Source organism: Arthrobacter sp. LFS091 (assembly GCF_047977885.1).
Classification (GTDB): Bacteria; Actinomycetota; Actinomycetes; order Actinomycetales; family Micrococcaceae; genus Arthrobacter.
On record NZ_JBFPFP010000001.1, the window covers coordinates 149078 to 167479 of the forward strand.

The following is an 18402-nucleotide window of genomic DNA, read 5'->3' on the forward strand; positions in this document are numbered from 1 at the left end:
CCGCTGGGGGCTGGCCACGGGAAGCCCGTTGACGGTCCTCAGGCAGTTCGCCGCTTCCTGATCGCCTTGAACGCGGCGACCAGGCCGCCGGCCGCCAAAGCCCAAGGAACGCCGGCGATGATGGGGTCCATCCACTGATGGCTCAGGTCGGTGCGCTTTCTCCCAAACCGGGAACTCACCCCATGACGTGAAAATTCACTCAGCACACCGGTCTCAGTGATCGGGTTGTCCGGGCGAAGGGTGGCCAAAGATCGAAGGTGGTGTTCCCAAGCATCGATCCGGTCCCCAGCAATGAGGAGCAGCCAATGGGCAGCGCGGCCCTCACTGTATTTATAGGCGTATTTCCGGACAGCCCCCGAAACGCCCTTGGGAGGTGCGGACGTGCCGAAAACAGGTGTGACGAACGCGTGTTCAACCGACCGCTCCCGCGGCCACCTCTCTTCCTGGCGTTCGGGGAAGTCCCAGCGGGCTCCTGTCTCGATGCCGGGCCGTTCACGAGGGTACGACGGCCGGTCGGCTGGGTCGAGGTCCGCGCCCCATCCTGGGATGCGGGCACGGAGATCGTCGGCAGGCTCTTTCAGCGCTGGCCCAATGGAGGCGGTATACGGAGTCGGGATCTCATCCATGTTTGTCGTCCTTTCAGGCTGGATTGGGGACGATGAGCGGCTTGATGCAGTCATCGAGCTTGGCTGAGAAGATGTGGTAACCCTCAGCGATGTGCTCCAGCGGGATGCGGTGGGTGACGATGTCGCTTGGTTTCAGGTAACCGTTTCGGATGTGTTCGAACAACCTGGGCCACTGCCTTTTGACCGGACACTGGTTCATCCGGAGGGTGAGGCCCTTATTCATGGCATCGCCGAACTTCACTGCGCTGAAAAGCGGACCATATGCGCCTACCACCGACACTGTGCCGCCTTTTCGGACGGAGTCGATTGCCCAGTTCAGCGCGATGGGGGAGCCGCCCTGCAGCTTCAGTTTTGCGGCTGTGACATGTTGGAGGAAGTTGCCGTCCGCCTCGGCCCCGACGGCGTCGATGACAACGTCGGCGCCCAGGTAGTCGGTAGTCTTCTTCAGGTGCACCACGATGTCGTCGTACTCCACGAAGTTGTACGTTTCTGCGTGCGCGAAGGTGCGGGCTTTCTCGAGCCGGTACTCCAGGTGGTCGATAACGATCACCCGGCCCGCCCCCATCAGCCACGCTGACTTGGCGGCGAACAGGCCCACAGGACCGGCGCCGAACACCACCACCGTGTCGCCTTCTGCGATGTCGCCCAGTTGGGCACCGAAGTAGCCTGTCGGCAGGGCGTCGGTAAGCAGCAGCGCGTCCTCGTCATCCATCCAGTCCGGGATCAAACCGGGCCCGACGTCGGCGAAAGGGACGCGCACGAACTCTGCCTGGCCGCCGTCGTACCCTCCGCACGTGTGCGAGTAGCCGTAGATGCCGCCGACCGCGGTAGCGTTGGGGTTGACATTGTGGCAGTTGGAGTAGAGTCCGCGGGCGCAGAAATAGCACGATCCGCAATAGATGTTGAACGGCACCATGACCCGGTCTCCGGGCTTGAGCCGTTCCACCGACGGCCCAACCTGCTCCACTACGCCGATGAACTCGTGACCGAACGTCATTCCTACCCTCGTGTCCGGCATCATCCCGTGGTAGAGATGCAGGTCGGACCCACAGATGGCGGCTAACGTCACCCGCACGATCGCATCGTTTGGATGCTCGATCGGTGGCATGTCCTTGTCTTCCACGCGCACCTTGTAGGGCCCGCGATACACCATTGACTTCATCAGTACCGACTCCGGAAAATTGTTTGCTCCGACATTCGAGATCCCCTGTCCGGCTTTATGCGTTTGAAGGGTGGAGGACCACTTTGGTCCACCCGTCTTCGCGGTTGTCGAAGTTCTTGTAGCCCTCGGGAGCTTGATCCAGGGGCAGCTCGTGGCTGACGAGGAAGGAGGGGCTGGCTTTTCCGCCGGCAATGAGGTCGCGCAGGGCCCGGTTGTACTTTTTCACCGGGCACTGTCCCGAACCCATTGTTTGTCCCTTGAACCAGTAGTTCCCATAGTCGAAAGCCACTTGGCCTTCTTTGGCGAGTTTGTCCGGGGCGCCGGGGTCTTGGGGCAGGAACACGCCCACCACACCCAGGCCGCCGACGAACCGGACCGAGTCCACGAGCCGGTTCAGCGTCATGTTCGCATGTTCGTTGCCGTCGGTATCGTGCGCCTGGTAGCCAACGCATTCGCAGCCCCGGTCGGCCCCGAATCCCATGGTCTGGTCCTTAACGAACTCCACCGGGTCCACTGCGGAATCATCTACGGGAATGGCACCGATCTGTTCTGCCAGCTTCAAACGGTCGCTTTGGCGGTCCACGACCATGACCTTGCCAGCCCCTTTGATAATGGCGGAGTAGGCCGCCATGAGCCCTACAGGTCCCGCACCATAGATGACTACGGAGTCCCCGGGGTAGACTCCGGCCATCTCCGTGGCGTGCCAGCCGGTGGGGAAGATGTCTGCGACCATCACGTAGTCGAGTTCCTTTTCCACAGCGTCTTCGCCCAGGCGCAAGCAGTTGAAGTCACCGTACGGTACGCGGAGGTACTCAGCTTGGCCGCCCTGGTAGGGTCCCATATCCGCGAAACCGTATGCCGCGCCGGCGAGCTTGGGCTCAGGCTGCATCGTGAGGCAGTAGTTGGTAAAACCACGTTCGCAGTTCTTACAGAACCCGCAAGCGATATTGAACGGCAGGACGACCCGTTCGCCAACTTTGACTTTGTTCACCGCGGGGCCGACCTCGACCACCTCACCGAGGTTTTCATGGCCAAAAGTACGCCCGGTTTCGAAGCTGGTCCGGCCTTCGTACATGTGGAGGTCCGAGCCACATATATTCGTTGACGTAATCCGCACCAGAACATCGGCGGGATGCTCTATCTTGGCATCCGGGACGTCCTCGACGCTGACGTCGTTCGGTCCCTTGTAAACTACTGCTTTCATTTTTCCGCTCTTTTCTTTTGCCCATGCTGATTCGACCAGGTCGATGTAGCTTCCGGCGGGGGCAGTCGCAGAATGGCGCTGAGCCCGGACCAGAGTGATGGCGCAGCCGTCACCCGGATGAAGGGTGCTAAGTCAGCGAGGAAATGGGGGAATGTAGGTTCTTGCCTGTGAATCGCTTCCAGGGGGGCTGGTAGGCCCAAGGCCTTCGGACGGCAGTCTGTCCAGGACAATATTCCTGCCGGTCCGTCCGCAAAAGAGAAACTGATTGAAGCTCAATACTAAGCACACTGACTATGGGTGTCGAGGGTAAACCCAAAAAGAATTGACCAGTCCGTTTACGTCCTACAGCACCAGCAGCATCGACATAGCGGTCAACGCACACCTGCACTTCGACCACTGCGGAGGAAACCACCTCTTGCTGGCAAACCACTCATGTCCAGGGCCAGGAACTCGGATACTGCGGTGTGGTTCGGTGACTTTGACACCCCCCCCGTACGGAGGGACAGCTCCTGGTACGTTCATTGAACCCGGAAGCTGTGTGGCTTGCGCACCAGTATGAGCCGTGGAGGCCCGTCACAAGCGGGCTCTGATGCCGGCGGGGATCCAATAGGTCCGGTGGAGGCAGTTCAGCAGAGATGGTCGAAGTCTCCCCGCGACCAGGCGGCGTGCCTTTGGGCGGAGGTGAGCAAAATATCTTTCGCGCCTGATGGGATCTTGTTGTTGAAGTTGCCATAGATCCGGTCAAATTCCAGGTCGCCGAGCTGCGCGGCGATGCGCAGAGCCATGGAACCTGAGAGCGGGAGATGGTTGGGGTAGCTTCGCATGAAGGCAACCGAACGGCGATCGGGGTTGGGAAAGACGCTGTCCCCGGTGAGCAGTACCCCTTTGCCGTCCGCACCAGCTGCCCAGTGTGCCACGGCACTGCCGGGGAAGTGGCCGCCGGTTTGGTGAAGCACCAGACCGTCCGCGATGGTTCTGCTGCCTGACCAGGTGGTGACGTTCGGGCCTCGGCGGCCCAACCATTCCCGGTCTGCTTCGGACACAAGGACCGGGACGCCCCCGAGCCTGTTGGACCATTCAACCTGCACGCCAAACATGTGCGGATGGCTGGCGGCAATGGCCAGGACGGGACCGTGTTCCAGGATGGCGCCCACCGCGTGATCGTCGACGTAGCCAACCGGATCCCACAACAGCGATCCGGCAGGAGTCACCACAAGCTGGGCCGTTTGGCCGATCCCCACCTTGGGCTGGGTCCCGATGCTTACGAGGCCAGGCTCGCTTTCCATCAGGGTGGTGTGTTGTCCGCTCTTGGCGAGTTCGTCCAGCGTGGTCCAATACTGACCGGCCTCGGGCACATACTGTCGCTCGTCCACGCAAATTGGACAGAGGGCCGGAGCCGGTTCATCACGTTCAACAGCGCAGGTGGAGCAGATCAGCATGGGCCCAGACTATGGCACGGCGTGGCCGCGCCGGAAGGGGCGGAGCGCCTCAGCGATGCTGCCCCGTACCGTAGTATTGTCCGAGTTTGGCCAGTCCTTCGTCGATGGAAACGGCCGGCTTCCAATCGAGGAGTTGCCGAGTTTCGCGCTGGTCGAACCAGTGCGCAGTGGATAGCTGCTCAGCGAGGAACCTGGTCATCGGCGGCTCTTCTGTTCGTCCCGCAAGGATCCAAAGTTTCTCGACCACCGAACCCACCGCCCGGGCCGCGCGGCCCGGTACAGACCATGCAGGGGCCGGAACCCCGCCTGCAGCGCAAATGCCGGCAAGCAGTTCCCCGATGGGCCGGGGTTCGCCGTTAGTGACCACCAGGGCTTTGCCGTGTACATAGTCCATTCGGTGCAGTGCGGCGACAATGGCCGAGGCCGCGTTGTCCACGTAGGTGGTGTCTATCAGGGCTGCGCCGGCGTCCAGCAGCGGCAGCCGCCGTTGCTTTGCGCGGGCGAGGACGCGCTCCACGAGCTGGGTGTCACCCGGTCCCCACACGACGTGCGGGCGGATCGCGGTGGCACGGAAATCGGGCGCATCCGCCGCGAGTGCCAGCAGTTCGGCCTCTGCCTTGGTCCGGGAATAGTGGCCGTGGGCATGCTTGGGGTCGGCCGGTCCGGCTCCGAGGCCGGCGATGGCGGCACCTGAATTGGCTACGGAGGGGGAGGACACGAAGACCATCTCGCGTACCCCGGCGGCCTTGGCTTCGGAGAGCACATGGTCTGTCCCGCGGACGTTGACGTCGTCGAACTCGGCCGCCCTGCCCGTGAACGACACTTTGGCAGCGAGATGGATCACCCCGTCCACGCCCTTGAGGGCGCTGCGAAGCGCAACAGGGTCCATGACCGACCCCCGCACGTCCGTGACGCCGTCGATCCCGGAAGGGCTTCGTTGGAATGTCGTGACGTTATGGCCCTGCCGCACCAGCAGCCGGGCCACTTCCCGGCCCAGCAAGCCGCTGGCGCCTGTGACCAGGACGTTCATGGCTTGCCCGGACGGCCGCCAGCCAGCGCCCGTGCAGCCCAAGCGGACAGCCGGGTCCGGTCTATTTTGGCGTTGTGCCGGATATCCGTGGGCTGGTTGGGAACCACCAACACGGCAGAGACATCGACGCCCGCTTCCCGGGCGGCGGCGCGGACGCGGTGCGCCAGATGCGGCGCGGCGGGACCGGCCTTCCGGGCCGGCGGGACGGTCTCGACGACGGCGACAATCGCCTGGGTGCCCGCAGGACCAACGCCTACGACGGCGGCCAGCCCCACACCGTCCAAACGCTCGACGGCCTGCTCCGCACCAACAGGCGTCACTGCCTTGCCTGGCGCGGTGACGACGTGCTGCAGGCGGCCTTCCACCCAGAGGCGGCCTTCGGCGTCGAAATGCCCTACGTCCCCGGTCCGGTGCCAGCCGACAGGATTGGTGCTCCCTTGCTGGGTCAACCAGAGTCGGTCGTAGGAGTCCTTCACATGGGGTGCGGTGACCAGGACCTCGCCCGTCACACCGGCCTCCGTCACGGGCCGGGAACCGGATGCGGTCCCGTCCTCAGCGAGCGGAATGACGGCAATGCGGGCACCGTGAACCGGCGTGCCGACGCAGACGCCGTTGCCGGCTCCCTTAACGGTCCCGACGGCGGCTTCGGCGGCCTGTATCTCCTGGAGGCTGATGTCAGTGACGGGGAGGGCTTCTGTCATCCCGTACGGCGTGTGCAGCGAGGCACCCGGCAACAAGAGCTGCACCTGTGCCAGGAGAGGCTCCGGGATAGGGGCGCCGGCGGAGAGGAGCAGCTGGACCCGGTCTAGTGCTGTTTGGCCCGCTCCGCTGATCCCGTCCCGAGTGGCCAGGACGTTGCGCAGTGCTGCCGGAGCGGCAAAGACCACCGTGGCGTCGATCGCTGCAGCGGCATCTGCCAGGGCGCGGGCAGTTAAGGTGCGGGGGGCGGTAACGTCCATGTCCGGGGTGACCGAGACGGCACCCAGGGCGGGACCCAGCAGGGCAAACGGAGCGAAGCCTGCCACGAGCCGGGCGCCCGGACGGATATCGAAGGTTGTCGCCAGGGTATCCCGCGTCGCAGCCAATTGCCGGTGAGTGTAGAGAACGCCCTTGGCGGGGCCCGTCGATCCGGACGTGAACAGCACAGCCGCCGGAGCCTCTGGATCCACGGCCGTGTGGTGGATGTCCCCAGTGTCCGACCCTCGACGGGCCAACTCTTCGAGCGAGGTTTCAACCCGAAGGATTCGACGGCGTGTGGCCGGCAGGCTCTGGACGCTGATCCGGCGCCCCGGCCAACCGAGTGCGGCCGCTGCAGCGAGTGCCTTGTCGATCCCGATCAGGAAATCAGGGGTTGCCCCTTTGACTGCGCGGCTCAGGCCCCTGGTGCCCAGCCCGGCGTCGGCCACGACCACCACGGCGCCCAGCCGAAGGCAGGCATAGAGTGCCACTGTCAGGTCCACGCCTGGCGGGACCATGAGGCTCACGCGGCTGCCACTGGCAACACCGGCTTCCCGGAGTCCTGCCGCAACGTCCAGCACCCTGCGGTTGAGTCCGTGCCAGCTCAGTGACCGCGCAACGCCGCCATCAGCTGCCATTTCCGCGACAGCAGTATCGGCACCGGAAGCAGATGCCGCCAAGGTGCCGAGCTCATCCCAGAGGGGGCGGAAAGCAGCCGGCTCCGGAGTAGCCGCTCCATCCGCCATGGCTTCTGGCCGGGTGCCGGCACCGTGTCGGTCTTTGTCCTGGGCTTGCCCTGCCAACCATTGGAAAACAGGTGTGGCAATGTCCCGGTCTTCTGCGAGGAGGTGGCCGGCGCCTTCGAACCGGTGGACCTGCGCGTGGGGAAGCCGCTGGATCAGGTCTTTGAGGTAGCGGTCGGAGAAAATGGGGTCGCGCGGGCCCCAGAGCATCAAGGCGGGGACCTTCAGTGTGCGTAAGCCCTCGGCCACGGCGTCAAGTGCGGGGAAGCTGGGGTGGTCCGCATCAACGGGAATGTCGGCCACGAAGTTTCCCACTCCACTACGGCGGTGGGTGCCCCTGTAGGGGGCCATGTAGGCTTTCCGCACTTCAGCGGGCAGAGGCGGCGACGCCAACGAATGTGTAACCCGCAGGAAAGAGTCGGATATCGTCGTTCCCCAGGTGTGGAGGGCCGGGTGCAAGGCAAGCCGCAGTGCAGGCGGGATCCTGGATTCGGATGGCTGGTGGACCGCTGTGTTTGTAAGGATCACTCCGGTGAGCTGGGTGGGGTGGGCCAACGCCCAGCCCAGGCTGATCACGCCTCCCCAGTCGTGGCCTACGGTGACGACTGGCCCTTCCAAGCCCAAGGTATCGGTGAGGTCGCCCAGGTCGTTGATCCGGTCGGCGAGGCGGCGGAATGCGCCGGTACGTTCCGAGTAGCCCATGTCCAGTTGGTCGACTGCGATGACCCGCCAAGGCTGCGCCGGATCTGTTCCGGCCGCCAGCAGTGATCGCCACAGGTAGGACCAGGTGGGATTCCCATGCACGCAGAGCAGGGTGCCGACCGGGGTCATGCCCCGCCGTGCGAGCTCTTCGCCGTTGTCCAGGAGATGCCATGTGCGTACGGTTCCGGGGGCATCTGCGGCCGAAGTGGAGGGTACGTCTACTGTCCGTGACCATTCCGGGCGTACTCCCGGCCAGGTGGCAGTCACCATACGATTTCGACCATGCCTGCGTTCAGTCCGGAACCGACACCCATGCACAGGACCCTGTCTCCGGCGCTCAAGGACTGCGCCTCGGCCGCGAGGGTCATGGGCAGTGAAGCAGGTCCCACGTTTCCCCAGTGCGGGAACGTGATAGGCACCTTGTCGGGGTCCAGTCCCACGGCGTTGATGATCGCCTGGGTGTAGGCATTGCTGACCTGGTGGGTCACGTACCGATCCATGGCCGTCCAGTTCCATTCCGGCTGGGCTTCATGCCAGGCGTCGACCACCAGTTGCAGGCCGCCATCGAGCAGGCCCTTCGTATCAGTGGTCATCCCGTCAATGCCACCCACGCACAATTCATGGTGTTCGGTTCCAGCCCGCATCACCCCGCCCACCAGGCGGTGGGCGCCGGTGTGCTCGTCCGCCGGTCCCAGGACCGCGGCCGCGGCGCCTGACCCGAGGGTCAGCGTGGCAAATTCCCGGTTGAAATCGTCCCGGGTGGTTTCGGGACGCTGCAGCCTGGCGAGGGTCGCCTCCTGGGTCAGCTGCGAGTCTTCTCCGTTGACGATGATCGCGTACTTGATCTGGCCGGAGTCAATCATGTTGGCGGCCAGGATCAGTCCGTTCACGAACCCCAGGCACGCGTTGGCGAGGTCGAAGTTCATGGCTGAGGATGGCAGGCCCAGTTCGTGGTGGATCTTCACTGCAACGGATGGTTCGAGGTTGCGGCGGGTCACCGAGGTGTTGATCAGCAAGCCGATCTCGGAAGCTTCGACGCCGGCATCGGCCAACGCTTTCGCTCCGGCTTCGACGGCGGCATCGTCAAAGGATGTTCCGGCCGCCCACCAGCGCCGATGCGTGACGCCCGCGACGCGTTCCAGCAGCCGCGGCGGGAACTTCAACCGCTTCAGGGTGGTAGCCAGCTTCCGATCGAAGTCCGAGGAGCTGACGATCCGTGGAGCCTCGACGCTACTAACCGACAGCAGAGCGGTGTTGCTGTGCCTGAAGGTTGCGTTCCCTGCCAATTCAAGCCCCTGTTCGTTTCTGTCCCGCGTTCCTGCGGTGACTGTACCCCTATTACGCCGTTCCAAGCCCAAAAGCGCCGTTGTGCTCCGGGTACGGCTTTCCCCATAACTCCGCGGCAGTGCCCTGCGCTTAAAAATGGCGACCCTTAAGCATGACAGACAACCGGAGGATGTTATGACGTGGCAGCCAGGACTATCGGGAAATGATCATGATGCTTACTATTAGGGAGCATCTTAGGGGAGACCACCACTTACCAGGAGCGGACATGACGTTGAGCAAAGGGACCCGCGTGGAGTGGAACACCTCCCAGGGCAAGACCACGGGCAAGATCGTGGAGAAGAAAACCAGCGACTTCGAACTCGATGGGAACACGCACCGCGCCAGCGAGGATGAGCCGCAGTACGTCGTCGAGTCGGAAAAGACCGGGGCCAGGGCGGCGCACAAGGGCGCAGCCTTGACCGAGAAGAAGTAGCGCATGGCGACGCGGCACGAGGTATTGATCATCGGTGGTGGCAACGCCGGCGTCTCCCTGGCCGCCCGCCTGATGCGGTATGGAGTCAAGGACGTTGCCCTCATCGAGCCCCGCGACCACCACCTGTATCAACCGTTGTTTTCCCACATCGCGGGTGGACGTGCCGAAGTGAAGGAAGCTGTCCGCAGCCAGCAATCCGTGATGCCCAAGGGAGTCACTTGGATCAAGGACAAGGCAGCAGACGTCGACGCAGGAGCCAACACCGTAATGCTGGAGTCCGGGACGTCGGTGGACTACGGGCACTTGGTAGTGTGCCCAGGGTTGCAGTACCAATGGGAAGCAGTGCCAGGTCTGGCGGAGGCCGTGAACTCGCCCTATGGATCGTCCCACTATGAATTCGAGCTGGCCCCCAAAACCTGGAGCCTGCTCAGCGCCCTGCGTTCGGGCACGGCCATCTTCACCATGCCTACCGGCCCCGTCAAGTGTGCGGGCGCCAGCCAGAAACCGATGTACCTGGCCTGTGACTACTGGAAAGAAATGGGCGTCCTCGACAAAATCCGCGTCGTGATGGTCCAGCCTTATCCAACGGTGTTCGGCGTTCCGGAGGTGGACCGGGAGCTGGACCGCAAGATAGCCGAGTACGGCATCGAGCTGCGGACCAACAGCGAACTGGTCTCCGTGGACGCTCTCAGCCGAACAGCAAGCATCCGCGACAATTCCTCGGACACCATCGAAGAACTGCAGTACGAGGTCCTCAACGCTGTACCACCGCAATCGGGGCCCGATTGGCTCACGTCAACCGATCTCCCGGCGGCAGGGGACCAGAGTGGTTTCGTCGAGGTGGACACTGAAACGCTGCAGCACCCCCGGTACCCGAATGTCTGGGCCCTGGGCGATGCCGCCGGCACCTCCAACTCGAAGTCCGGCGGCGCGTTGCGGAAGCAGACCAAGGTGCTTGCCAGGAACCTCGTGGCGGCCCGGGAAGGAAAACCCGTCACGGAGAAATACAACGGCTACTCTGTGTGCCCGTTCACGGTTTCCCGCAATACGGTGGTTTTTGCCGAATTCGGCATTGGCTACAAGCCCATGCCAACCATCCCCAAGGTGCCAACGTGGAAGGAGAGCCGACTTTCCTGGTGGGTGGACAGGATCATGTTCCCGCAGGTTTATTGGCGGCTGATCCTTCGGGGTCGCGCCTGACGGCACGGTCTCCAGGAGCTTAGTACTCGCCTTTGATGACGAAGTACGAGCCGCGGATGACTCCGGCCAGTTTGGACTTCTGCCTGGCGAACTTGAAGTTGGCGGCCAGTTCCGCCGGAATTTCCATGCCGTCCGAGAGCTTGAAGCCGACAGCCCTTTTGCCGCCCTCGATGCCGTACATCACGTTGATCGACAGCCCGGACTTGTAGAAAACGTAGGCCATGCTCAGCCCCTCGACTTCGAAGGCAGTGGCTTCAAGGGCCGGCGAGTCGATAACGATCCCGCGTTCTTCACGGAGGATACGGCTCACCCGCTCAACGACATCGGGGACCTCGCTGGCTGGACTCACCGAGAACACGTGCTGGTACTTGTTCCGGAAATAACGGGCCTCGTTGGCGCGCAGGCCCGCAAGGGCCTCTGCCACCGGAGAGGTCTCCAGCCCTTCGGTGGAAACCTTCTCGAAATCAACGATGTGCGGCATGCAGCCTCCTTATGGAAAGTGTCGGCACCATGCTAACCCGGCAGCACGTCCGTCCTGAGCCGTGGCCGGACCTGACGGAGCGCCAAGAGTGGGAAGAGCAGCAGCGAGATCATCCCGGCCCCTACAAGTGCCGACGCGATTCCGCTGGTAATGAGCCCTTGGTCGCGGCCGATGGCGGTCACGGCAACAATGATGGGCAGTCCGGTGGCCCCGAACAGGATCAAGGCCCGCTTCTCGTGGGGTGAGGAGCCCGGCGGAGCGACGAGGAGTGATGGCAGCCCGCGAATGACCAGCAAAAGGACCACGAACAACGGGACCAGCGCCAGGGTGGCGGGGCTGGAGGTCAGGGCAGTGAGGTCGAAGTCGATACCAGCGTCGATGAAGAAGACCGGAACCAGGAACCCGAAAGCAATGGCGTCGAGCTTCGTTTCGACCACCTTCCGGTCCTGCTCCGGCGCCCTGGCCATGACTGTTTTCCAGAGGACTCCGGCGGCAAATGCACCGAGCAGCATGTCAAGGCCCAACACCATGCTCAGCACAACCAGGGCGCTCAAGATCAGCATGATGGACCTGACAGCAAACTGGCTGCTCGTGTGCAGGGTCCGGGTCACGTGGGCGTGGAACGCGGTGTGGCGTGCGCGGGAAGCGACGAAGACCGCAACGCCGGTAAGGACAACGAAACCCACCAATACCACCGACGCAATGCCTACTTGGCGCCCGCTGAAGAACAGCGAGATGGCGATCAGCGGCCCAAACTCGCCGGCTGCCCCGAGAGCCGTTACGGCGATCCCAAGAGGCGACGCTGAGGTTCCCGTATCACGAAGGATCGGCAGAATGGCACCCAGCGCAGTGGAGGATAAGGCGATGCCAATGATGACGGCCGCTTCCGGGCCTGGAGCCAGCAGGAGTCCGGCGCCGATGCCCGCGGCGAGGGAGATCACCCAACCCGCTGCTGCGCGGTTGGCAGGCCTGCCCCGGATGGTCGAAAACTCGATCTCGTTTCCGGCGACAAAAAACAGCATGGCAACGCCGAAGTCGGCCAGGGTGTCGGTGAAATGGGTCGACTCGATCCATCCCAGCAGGCTCGGGCCCAACAGGATTCCCAAGCCAATCTCGAAGACCACGATCGGGACCTTGGCTACACGATCCAACAACCGGGCCGCAAGCGGCGCTGCCACGGCGAGCAGGGCTATCAGCACCAATGAAGTGGACAGATCCTGCATGGGCGTCGCCGATGTCACGGCCGGCCGGGCCAATCCTTGCCGGCCCAGGGATCATAGTTGGCTACCAGGGCTTCCTGCGCAGGACGGTGTTCTTCCGGTATGTGTTGGAGGTTGATGCGCACCCGGTACCAAAGGGAACTCGAACCCCGCATCCCGTCAATAAGGACATCCGCAGGGCGTAGCGCGGAGGTGAGGTCGGAATGGCCTGCCTTCCACTGTTCGAGTGCTGCAAGTGCTTCCGGTTTGGTTTTGGTCCTGGCCACCTCAATGAGCGGCATGCTGGACATCCTCCTGCCCGATCCGTCACCGGCCCGCGGCGCCTTCTCTGCCGGCCCGAGCTCCGTGGCCAGTGCGAGAAGGCCGTCCAGTGAACCCGCGGCGTCATCAATGCCCGCGTGGGGATCGCCGGATTCGGCGAAGCGGACCGGAACCGTAAGTACGGTGAACTGATCAGGCCGGGCGGTCCGCACTTCCTCCCAGCTCAGCGGCGTCGATACCCTGGCATCGGGGAGTGACCGGATCGAATAGGCTGATGCCACGGTGCGGTCCTTGGCGTTTTGGTTGAAGTCGACAAAGACGCTTTCGCCGCGTTCTTCCTTCCACCACCGCGCTGTGGCGAGCCCCGGGGCGCGGTTCTCCACTTCACGCGCCAGCGTTTCTGCAGCCAGCCGAACATCCCGGAAGGACCACTGCGGCGTAATACGCGCCAGGATGTGGAGCCCCCGCGAACCGCTGGTTTTGGGCCACCCCACGAGTCCGACGTCGGCCATTACCTCGCGCGCGACGTAGGCGGTGTCCACGATCTGTGACCAGTCCACCCCCGGCATCGGATCGAGATCGACCCGGAGCTCGTCCGGGTGCTCGAGGTCCTCGGCCCGTACTGGGTGCGGGTTCAGGTCAAGGCATCCCAGGTTGACCACCCATGCCAGGCCCGCGGCATCCCTGATGACGGTTTCTTCAGCGGAGGTGCCTGATGAGTAGTGCAGGGTTGCTGTATCGATGAACTCCGGATGGTTCTCAGGCACGCGCTTTTGAAAGAACGGCTCAGCATCGATGCCCTTCGGGAAGCGTTTGAGGACCATGGGGCGACCCCCGGCTCCCCGCAAGGCACCGTCAGCGACCGCCAGGTAGTAGCGGACCAGGTCCATCTTGGTCAGCCCGGGCTCGGGGAAAACCACCTTATCCGGATTGGAGATGCGGACTTCGGCGCCGTCGACGTCCAGGATCTCCGCCGGCGTCTTGGAGGGGCTCATGCGGCCACGCTAGCAAGCAACAACCGTTCCAGCCAGAGTCCCAGAAGAAGTCCGGTAAAAACATCCTCGAAAAGCGGCGGAAAAGCGGGCCGACATTGAAATGCAGAAATTGCTGGTTGAACTTATTGATCCTGCCCGGCTTCACGAGCCCGTCAGGGTCGAAAATTCGGGTTGTCCCTTGCCGATGAACCCCCGCGCTGAGCAGACTCATGCCTCGGCACCATGATGCGCAGACCGCTCGGAGGCTGGGCGACTATATTTGGCCATGTCAGCCCACCGCCACAACTGAGGGAGCCTGCACATTATGGCGAAGGAACTTGCCACCCAACTTATCGAACAACTCCAGGCTGCCGGGGTGCAGCGGATCTACGGAATAGTGGGGGACAGCCTCAACCCGGTGGTCGATGCAGTCCGCCAAACAGGCGGGTCAAGCAAGGGCGGCATCGACTGGATCCATGTCCGCCACGAGGAAGCTGCCGCCTTTGCTGCCGCTGCCGAGGCCCAGCTCACCGGCAAACTGGCCGTTTGCGCTGGCTCCTGCGGCCCGGGGAACCTGCATCTGATCAATGGCCTCTACGATGCCAACCGTACCGGCGCACCCGTTTTGGCCATTGCTTCCCACATCCCCAGCAAGCAGATCGGCAGTGGCTTCTTCCAGGAGACCCACCCGGACCGGCTCTTCAACGAATGCTCCGTGTACTCCGAAATGATCAGCACCGCCGAACAGGCGCCGCGGGTCATGCACAGCGCCATCCAGAACGCACTGGGCCTGGGCGGTGTCGCCGTGGTTACCCTGCCGGGGGATATCGCGGGACTCGAGGCCGTCGCGCCTACGCCCCTGCCGGCGACCTTCCGGCCCGCCAGTCTGGTCCCTGATCCAACCAGCGTCCAGGAACTGGCTGGAGCCATCAACGACGCCGGAAAGGTCGCCATTTTCGCCGGCGCGGGCGTCGAAGGCGCGCACAGTGAGCTGATCTCCTTGGCTGAACTGATCAACGCCCCGATTGGCCATTCCTTGCGGGGCAAAGACTTCGTCCAGTACGACAACCCGTTCGACATCGGCATGACCGGACTGCTCGGTTATGGTGCCGCCGCCGAGGGTATCGAAGACGCCGACCTGCTCATCCTGCTGGGTACCGACTTTCCCTATGACCAGTTCCTCCCGGACACCCGGACCGCGCAGGTTGATCGCGCCGCGCAGCGGCTGGGGCGTCGGACCGACGTCGACATCGCAGTCCATGGCGACGTGCTCCCCACTCTGAGAGCCCTCCTGCCGTTGGTACAGCCAAAGAAGAACCGGCGCTTCCTGGACCAGATGCTCAAGAAGCACGATCGGCTCATGAATAAGGCGGTGGGTGCCTACACGCGCAAGGTCGAGAAGAAGCAGCCCATCCACCCCGAATACGCGGCGTCCCTGCTCGACCAGGTAGCTGCCGAAGACGCCGTCTTCACCGCCGACACTGGAATGTGCAATGTCTGGACTGCCCGCTACATCAACCCGTTGGGTACCCGTCGGTTGATTGGGTCCTTCCTGCACGGGTCCATGGCGAACGCGCTTCCACATGCCATCGGTGCGCAGCTGGCTTATCCGGGGCGGCAGGTGGTTTCCGTGTCGGGCGATGGCGGTTTGTCCATGCTGCTGGGCGAGCTCGTCACCGTGGCAGCGCACCAGTTGCCGGTCAACGTCGTGGTGTTTAACAACTCCACCCTGGGCATGGTCAAGCTCGAAATGCTGGTGGATGGACTGCCCGATTTCGGTGTGGATGTGCCCGACGCCAACTATGCGGGCGTGGCCAAGGCCCTGGGCTTCCATGCCGTGCGCGTTACGGATCCTGCTGACATTGAGGCCGCCTACCGGGAGGCGTTCGCGCATCCCGGCCCTTCCTTGGTGGAACTCATCACGGACCCGAACGCACTGTCCATCCCGCCGAAGATTTCGGGTTCGCAGGTCATCGGCTTCGCCACTGCGATGTCCAAGGTGGTGCTGAACCGCGGTGCCGGTGAGGCTGTCAGCATGGCCCGCAGCAACCTGCGGAACATCCCGCGACGCTGACTCAGCGCCCGTAAGCGGCTGCCAGGTAGGGTGCCGTCCGGCTGGTGGTGGAACGCGCGACGGCGGCCGGCGGCCCAGCGGCGATGATTGTGCCGCCGGCGTCGCCGCCGCCCGGTCCCAGGTCGATCACCCAGTCGGCCCCGGCAACGACGTCCATCTCGTGTTCGACCACGATCACGGTGTTCCCCGCGTCCACGAGCCGGTGCAGTTGCGCCATGAGGAGCTGCACATCAGCGGGGTGAAGCCCCGTGGTGGGCTCGTCGAGGACGTAAAGGGTGTGCCCCCGCTGAACGCGTTGCAGCTCAGTAGCGAGCTTGATGCGTTGGGCTTCACCACCGGAGAGTTCGGTGGCAGGCTGTCCCAAGCGAAGGTAACCCAGGCCCACCTCCAGCAGGGTTTGCAGGCTGCGTGCGACGCCTGGCAGCCCGGACAGGAAGCCGGACGCAGCCTCCACTGTCATGCCCAGGACATCTGCGATGCTCTTACCGTGGTACTTCACTTCAAGGGTTTCCGGGTTGAACCGTGAGCCCTGGCATTCCGGGCATGGACCGTAGCTGCCGGGCAGGAACAGAAGCTCCACGGCGACGAAACCTTCGCCCTGGCAGGTTTCGCAGCGGCCCCCGGCGACGTTGAAGGAGAAGCGGCCAGGGCCAAAGCCGCGGGCTCGGGCGTCTTCGGTGGCAGCGAACTCTTTCCGCACACCATCAAACAGGCCGGTGTACGTCGCCAGGTTGGACCGGGGTGTACGGCCAATGGGCTTCTGGTCGACCTTGACGAGCCGGTCCAGCCCATGGAGTCCGGAAACTGTTCCCGCGCTGTCGGCTGCGTCCCCGTCCGTAGTCTCCAGGCTCCCGGGATGAAGCGCCGCGCCCACCACCTCGGCGAGGACCTGACTGACAAGGGTTGATTTTCCAGAACCTGAAACTCCTGTCACGGCTGTCAGGACACCCAGCGGGAATGTGGCCTCAAGGTCGCGCAGGTTATGCCGGTTGATGTTGTGAAGCGTCAGCCATTCTGTTGCTTCACGGGGTGGGCTTGTGCGTGGCCGACGCCCGGTGGCGGCAGAACCGCCGTCGTTCTTTTGCTTGCCACCAGAGCTGCCGGCAGGGAAAAGGAAGGGCCGCGTCACGGACTCCTCAACGTCTGCGAGGCCGGATACGGGCCCGCTGTAGAGAATCTCCCCGCCACCTTCACCTGCGCGCGGACCAACATCAACCAACCAATCGGCAGCCCGCACGAATTCCATGTTGTGCTCCACCACAAACACGGAGTTGCCGGAGGCCTTGAGCTGGTTCAGGACATCGAGCAGGGACTCGGCGTCGGCGGGGTGCAGGCCCGCCGACGGTTCATCGAGCACATACACCACCCCAAAGAGCCCTGACCGCAGCTGCGTGGCAATCCTGAGCCGCTGCATTTCGCCCGGGGAAAGCGTGGGCGTCTGGCGGCCCAGCGCCAGGTATCCGAGGCCAAGGTCAGTCAGTACCGTGACGCGTTTGAGCAGGTCTCGGGTGATGGCAACGGCTACTTCGGTGACCTCGCCGGAAACATGCTTTCTGGAAGCTGTTCCGGCGGATTCAAGCTTGGTCGTCGGCCGGATGACGTCGGCCAGCTCAGTCATGGGCAGCGCATTGAGTTCGGCGATGTTCTTCCCGGCAAAGGTCACCGCCAGCGCCTCCGGCCGCAGACCGCTGCCGCCGCAGCGCGGGCACGGACCGCTGACCATGAAGCGCAGCACACGCTCTCGCATGGTGGTGCTCTTGGAATCGGCCAAGGTGTGCAGGACGTAGCTCCTGGCGCTCCAGAACCGGCCTTTGTATGGCTTGGCCACCCGATCCCGCTGCGGGGTCACTTCGACCACCGGTTGCTCCTCGGTGAACAGGATCCAATCGCGGTCCTTCTTGGGAAGCTTTCGCCAGGGAGTATCCACGTCGTAGCCCAGGTGTGTCAGGATGTCGCGGAGGTTCTTCCCTTGCCAGGCCCCTGGCCAGGCTGCAATGGCACCATCCCGGATGCTGAGGGTCGGATCAGGGACCAAGGACGCTTCGGTGACGGTGTGGGCGGTACCCAGACCGTGGCACTCGGGGCAGGCACCTGCCGCGGTGTTCGGGGAGAAGGCGTCGGAATCGAGGTGCCCTACGCCCTCCGGGTAGGTCCCGGAACGTGAAAAAAGCATCCGCAGCGAGTTCGACAGGGTTGTCACTGTTCCCACACTTGAGCGGGCAGTGGCGGTACCGCGGCGTTGTTGGAGAGCGACGGCGGGTGGCAGGCCGGTGATGGAATCGACCCTGGGGTTGTGGCCCTGTTGGATGAGTCGTCGGGCGTAGGGGGCCACGGATTCGAAGTAGCGGCGTTGGGCTTCGGCGAAGATGGTTCCGAAGGCCAGGGAGGATTTCCCGGAACCGGAAACTCCGGTGAAGGCCACGATGGAATCGCGCGGGACGTCCACGTCGATATTGCGGAGGTTGTTCTCGCGGGCCCCGTGGACCCTCACGAAGCCGTCCTCGGCGGGGGACTGCGGTGCAGCAGGGTCGGGTCCGGGCCGTTGGGTCGTCATCAGTTTGCTGTCCATT

The 18402-nt window shown here is 63.7% G+C and carries 14 protein-coding genes; 3 read left to right on the forward strand and 11 right to left on the reverse strand.

Annotation, left to right across the window (positions count from 1 at the left end):
• Window positions 1-38: 38 nt before the first annotated feature.
• The 7 genes from ACNQOP_RS00725 to ACNQOP_RS00755 all read right to left on the reverse strand — a co-directional run bounded on the left by ACNQOP_RS00725 (window position 39) and on the right by ACNQOP_RS00755 (window position 9149).
• A complete protein-coding gene (locus tag ACNQOP_RS00725; protein ID WP_416402982.1) occupies window positions 39-626 on the reverse strand; it encodes a hypothetical protein in 588 nt (195 codons plus the stop codon).
• A 13-nt stretch (window positions 627-639) separates the two neighbouring features.
• Entirely contained in the window at window positions 640-1788 is a 1149-nt protein-coding gene (locus ACNQOP_RS00730) for a zinc-dependent alcohol dehydrogenase (protein WP_309989128.1), read from the reverse strand.
• Window positions 1789-1843: 55 nt separating this feature from the next.
• Window positions 1844-2992 (reverse strand): glutathione-independent formaldehyde dehydrogenase, encoded by a 1149-nt coding sequence (locus tag ACNQOP_RS00735; protein WP_416402984.1) that lies wholly within the window; start codon window positions 2990-2992, stop codon window positions 1844-1846.
• A 626-nt stretch (window positions 2993-3618) separates the two neighbouring features.
• Window positions 3619-4431 carry a hydrolase gene (locus ACNQOP_RS00740; RefSeq protein WP_416402985.1) on the reverse strand — a complete coding sequence of 271 codons (813 nt, stop codon included), beginning with the start codon at window positions 4429-4431 and terminating at the stop codon, window positions 3619-3621.
• 49 nt (window positions 4432-4480) lie between these two features.
• Complete coding sequence (locus tag ACNQOP_RS00745; protein WP_416402986.1) at window positions 4481-5461, reverse strand: NAD-dependent epimerase/dehydratase family protein; 981 nt, start codon at window positions 5459-5461, stop codon at window positions 4481-4483.
• On the reverse strand, window positions 5458-8133 hold the full coding sequence (locus tag ACNQOP_RS00750) for an alpha/beta fold hydrolase (protein WP_416402987.1): 2676 nt from the start codon (window positions 8131-8133) through the stop codon (window positions 5458-5460). Before ACNQOP_RS00750 ends, ACNQOP_RS00745 begins: the two co-directional genes overlap by 4 nt.
• Complete coding sequence (locus tag ACNQOP_RS00755) at window positions 8127-9149, reverse strand: 3-oxoacyl-ACP synthase III (protein WP_235521658.1); 1023 nt, start codon at window positions 9147-9149, stop codon at window positions 8127-8129. The genes ACNQOP_RS00750 and ACNQOP_RS00755 overlap by 7 nt, the downstream gene beginning before the upstream one ends.
• A 266-nt stretch (window positions 9150-9415) precedes the next feature.
• Between ACNQOP_RS00755 and ACNQOP_RS00760 the strand changes: the two genes are divergently transcribed.
• Together ACNQOP_RS00760 and ACNQOP_RS00765 are read left to right on the forward strand one after the other, a co-directional pair.
• Entirely contained in the window at window positions 9416-9622 is a 207-nt protein-coding gene (locus tag ACNQOP_RS00760; RefSeq protein ID WP_235521659.1) for a DUF2945 domain-containing protein, read from the forward strand.
• A 3-nt stretch (window positions 9623-9625) separates the two neighbouring features.
• Entirely contained in the window at window positions 9626-10822 is a 1197-nt protein-coding gene (locus ACNQOP_RS00765; protein WP_416402988.1) for an NAD(P)/FAD-dependent oxidoreductase, read from the forward strand.
• Between the two features lie 19 nt (window positions 10823-10841).
• Here the strand turns inward: ACNQOP_RS00765 and ACNQOP_RS00770 are convergent, their stop codons facing one another.
• Genes ACNQOP_RS00770 through ligD form a run of 3 tightly spaced genes read right to left on the reverse strand, consistent with a single transcriptional unit; the run spans window position 10842 to window position 13779 of the window.
• Entirely contained in the window at window positions 10842-11303 is a 462-nt protein-coding gene (locus tag ACNQOP_RS00770; RefSeq protein WP_235521661.1) for a phage tail protein, read from the reverse strand.
• A 32-nt stretch (window positions 11304-11335) separates the two neighbouring features.
• Window positions 11336-12544, reverse strand: a complete 1209-nt coding sequence (locus ACNQOP_RS00775) for a cation:proton antiporter (protein WP_416402989.1) — start codon at window positions 12542-12544, stop codon at window positions 11336-11338.
• Complete coding sequence (gene ligD / locus ACNQOP_RS00780) at window positions 12541-13779, reverse strand: non-homologous end-joining DNA ligase (protein ID WP_416402991.1); 1239 nt, start codon at window positions 13777-13779, stop codon at window positions 12541-12543. Before ligD ends, ACNQOP_RS00775 begins: the two co-directional genes overlap by 4 nt.
• Before the next feature lie 304 nt (window positions 13780-14083).
• On the opposite strand from ligD, the gene ACNQOP_RS00785 reads away from it, so the two are divergent.
• A complete protein-coding gene (locus tag ACNQOP_RS00785; protein ID WP_416402992.1) occupies window positions 14084-15832 on the forward strand; it encodes a pyruvate dehydrogenase in 1749 nt (582 codons plus the stop codon).
• Window position 15833: 1 nt separating this feature from the next.
• On the opposite strand, the gene uvrA is transcribed toward ACNQOP_RS00785, so the two are convergent.
• Window positions 15834-18401, reverse strand: a complete 2568-nt coding sequence (gene uvrA / locus ACNQOP_RS00790) for an excinuclease ABC subunit UvrA (RefSeq protein ID WP_416402993.1) — start codon at window positions 18399-18401, stop codon at window positions 15834-15836.
• Window position 18402 lies beyond the last annotated feature (1 nt).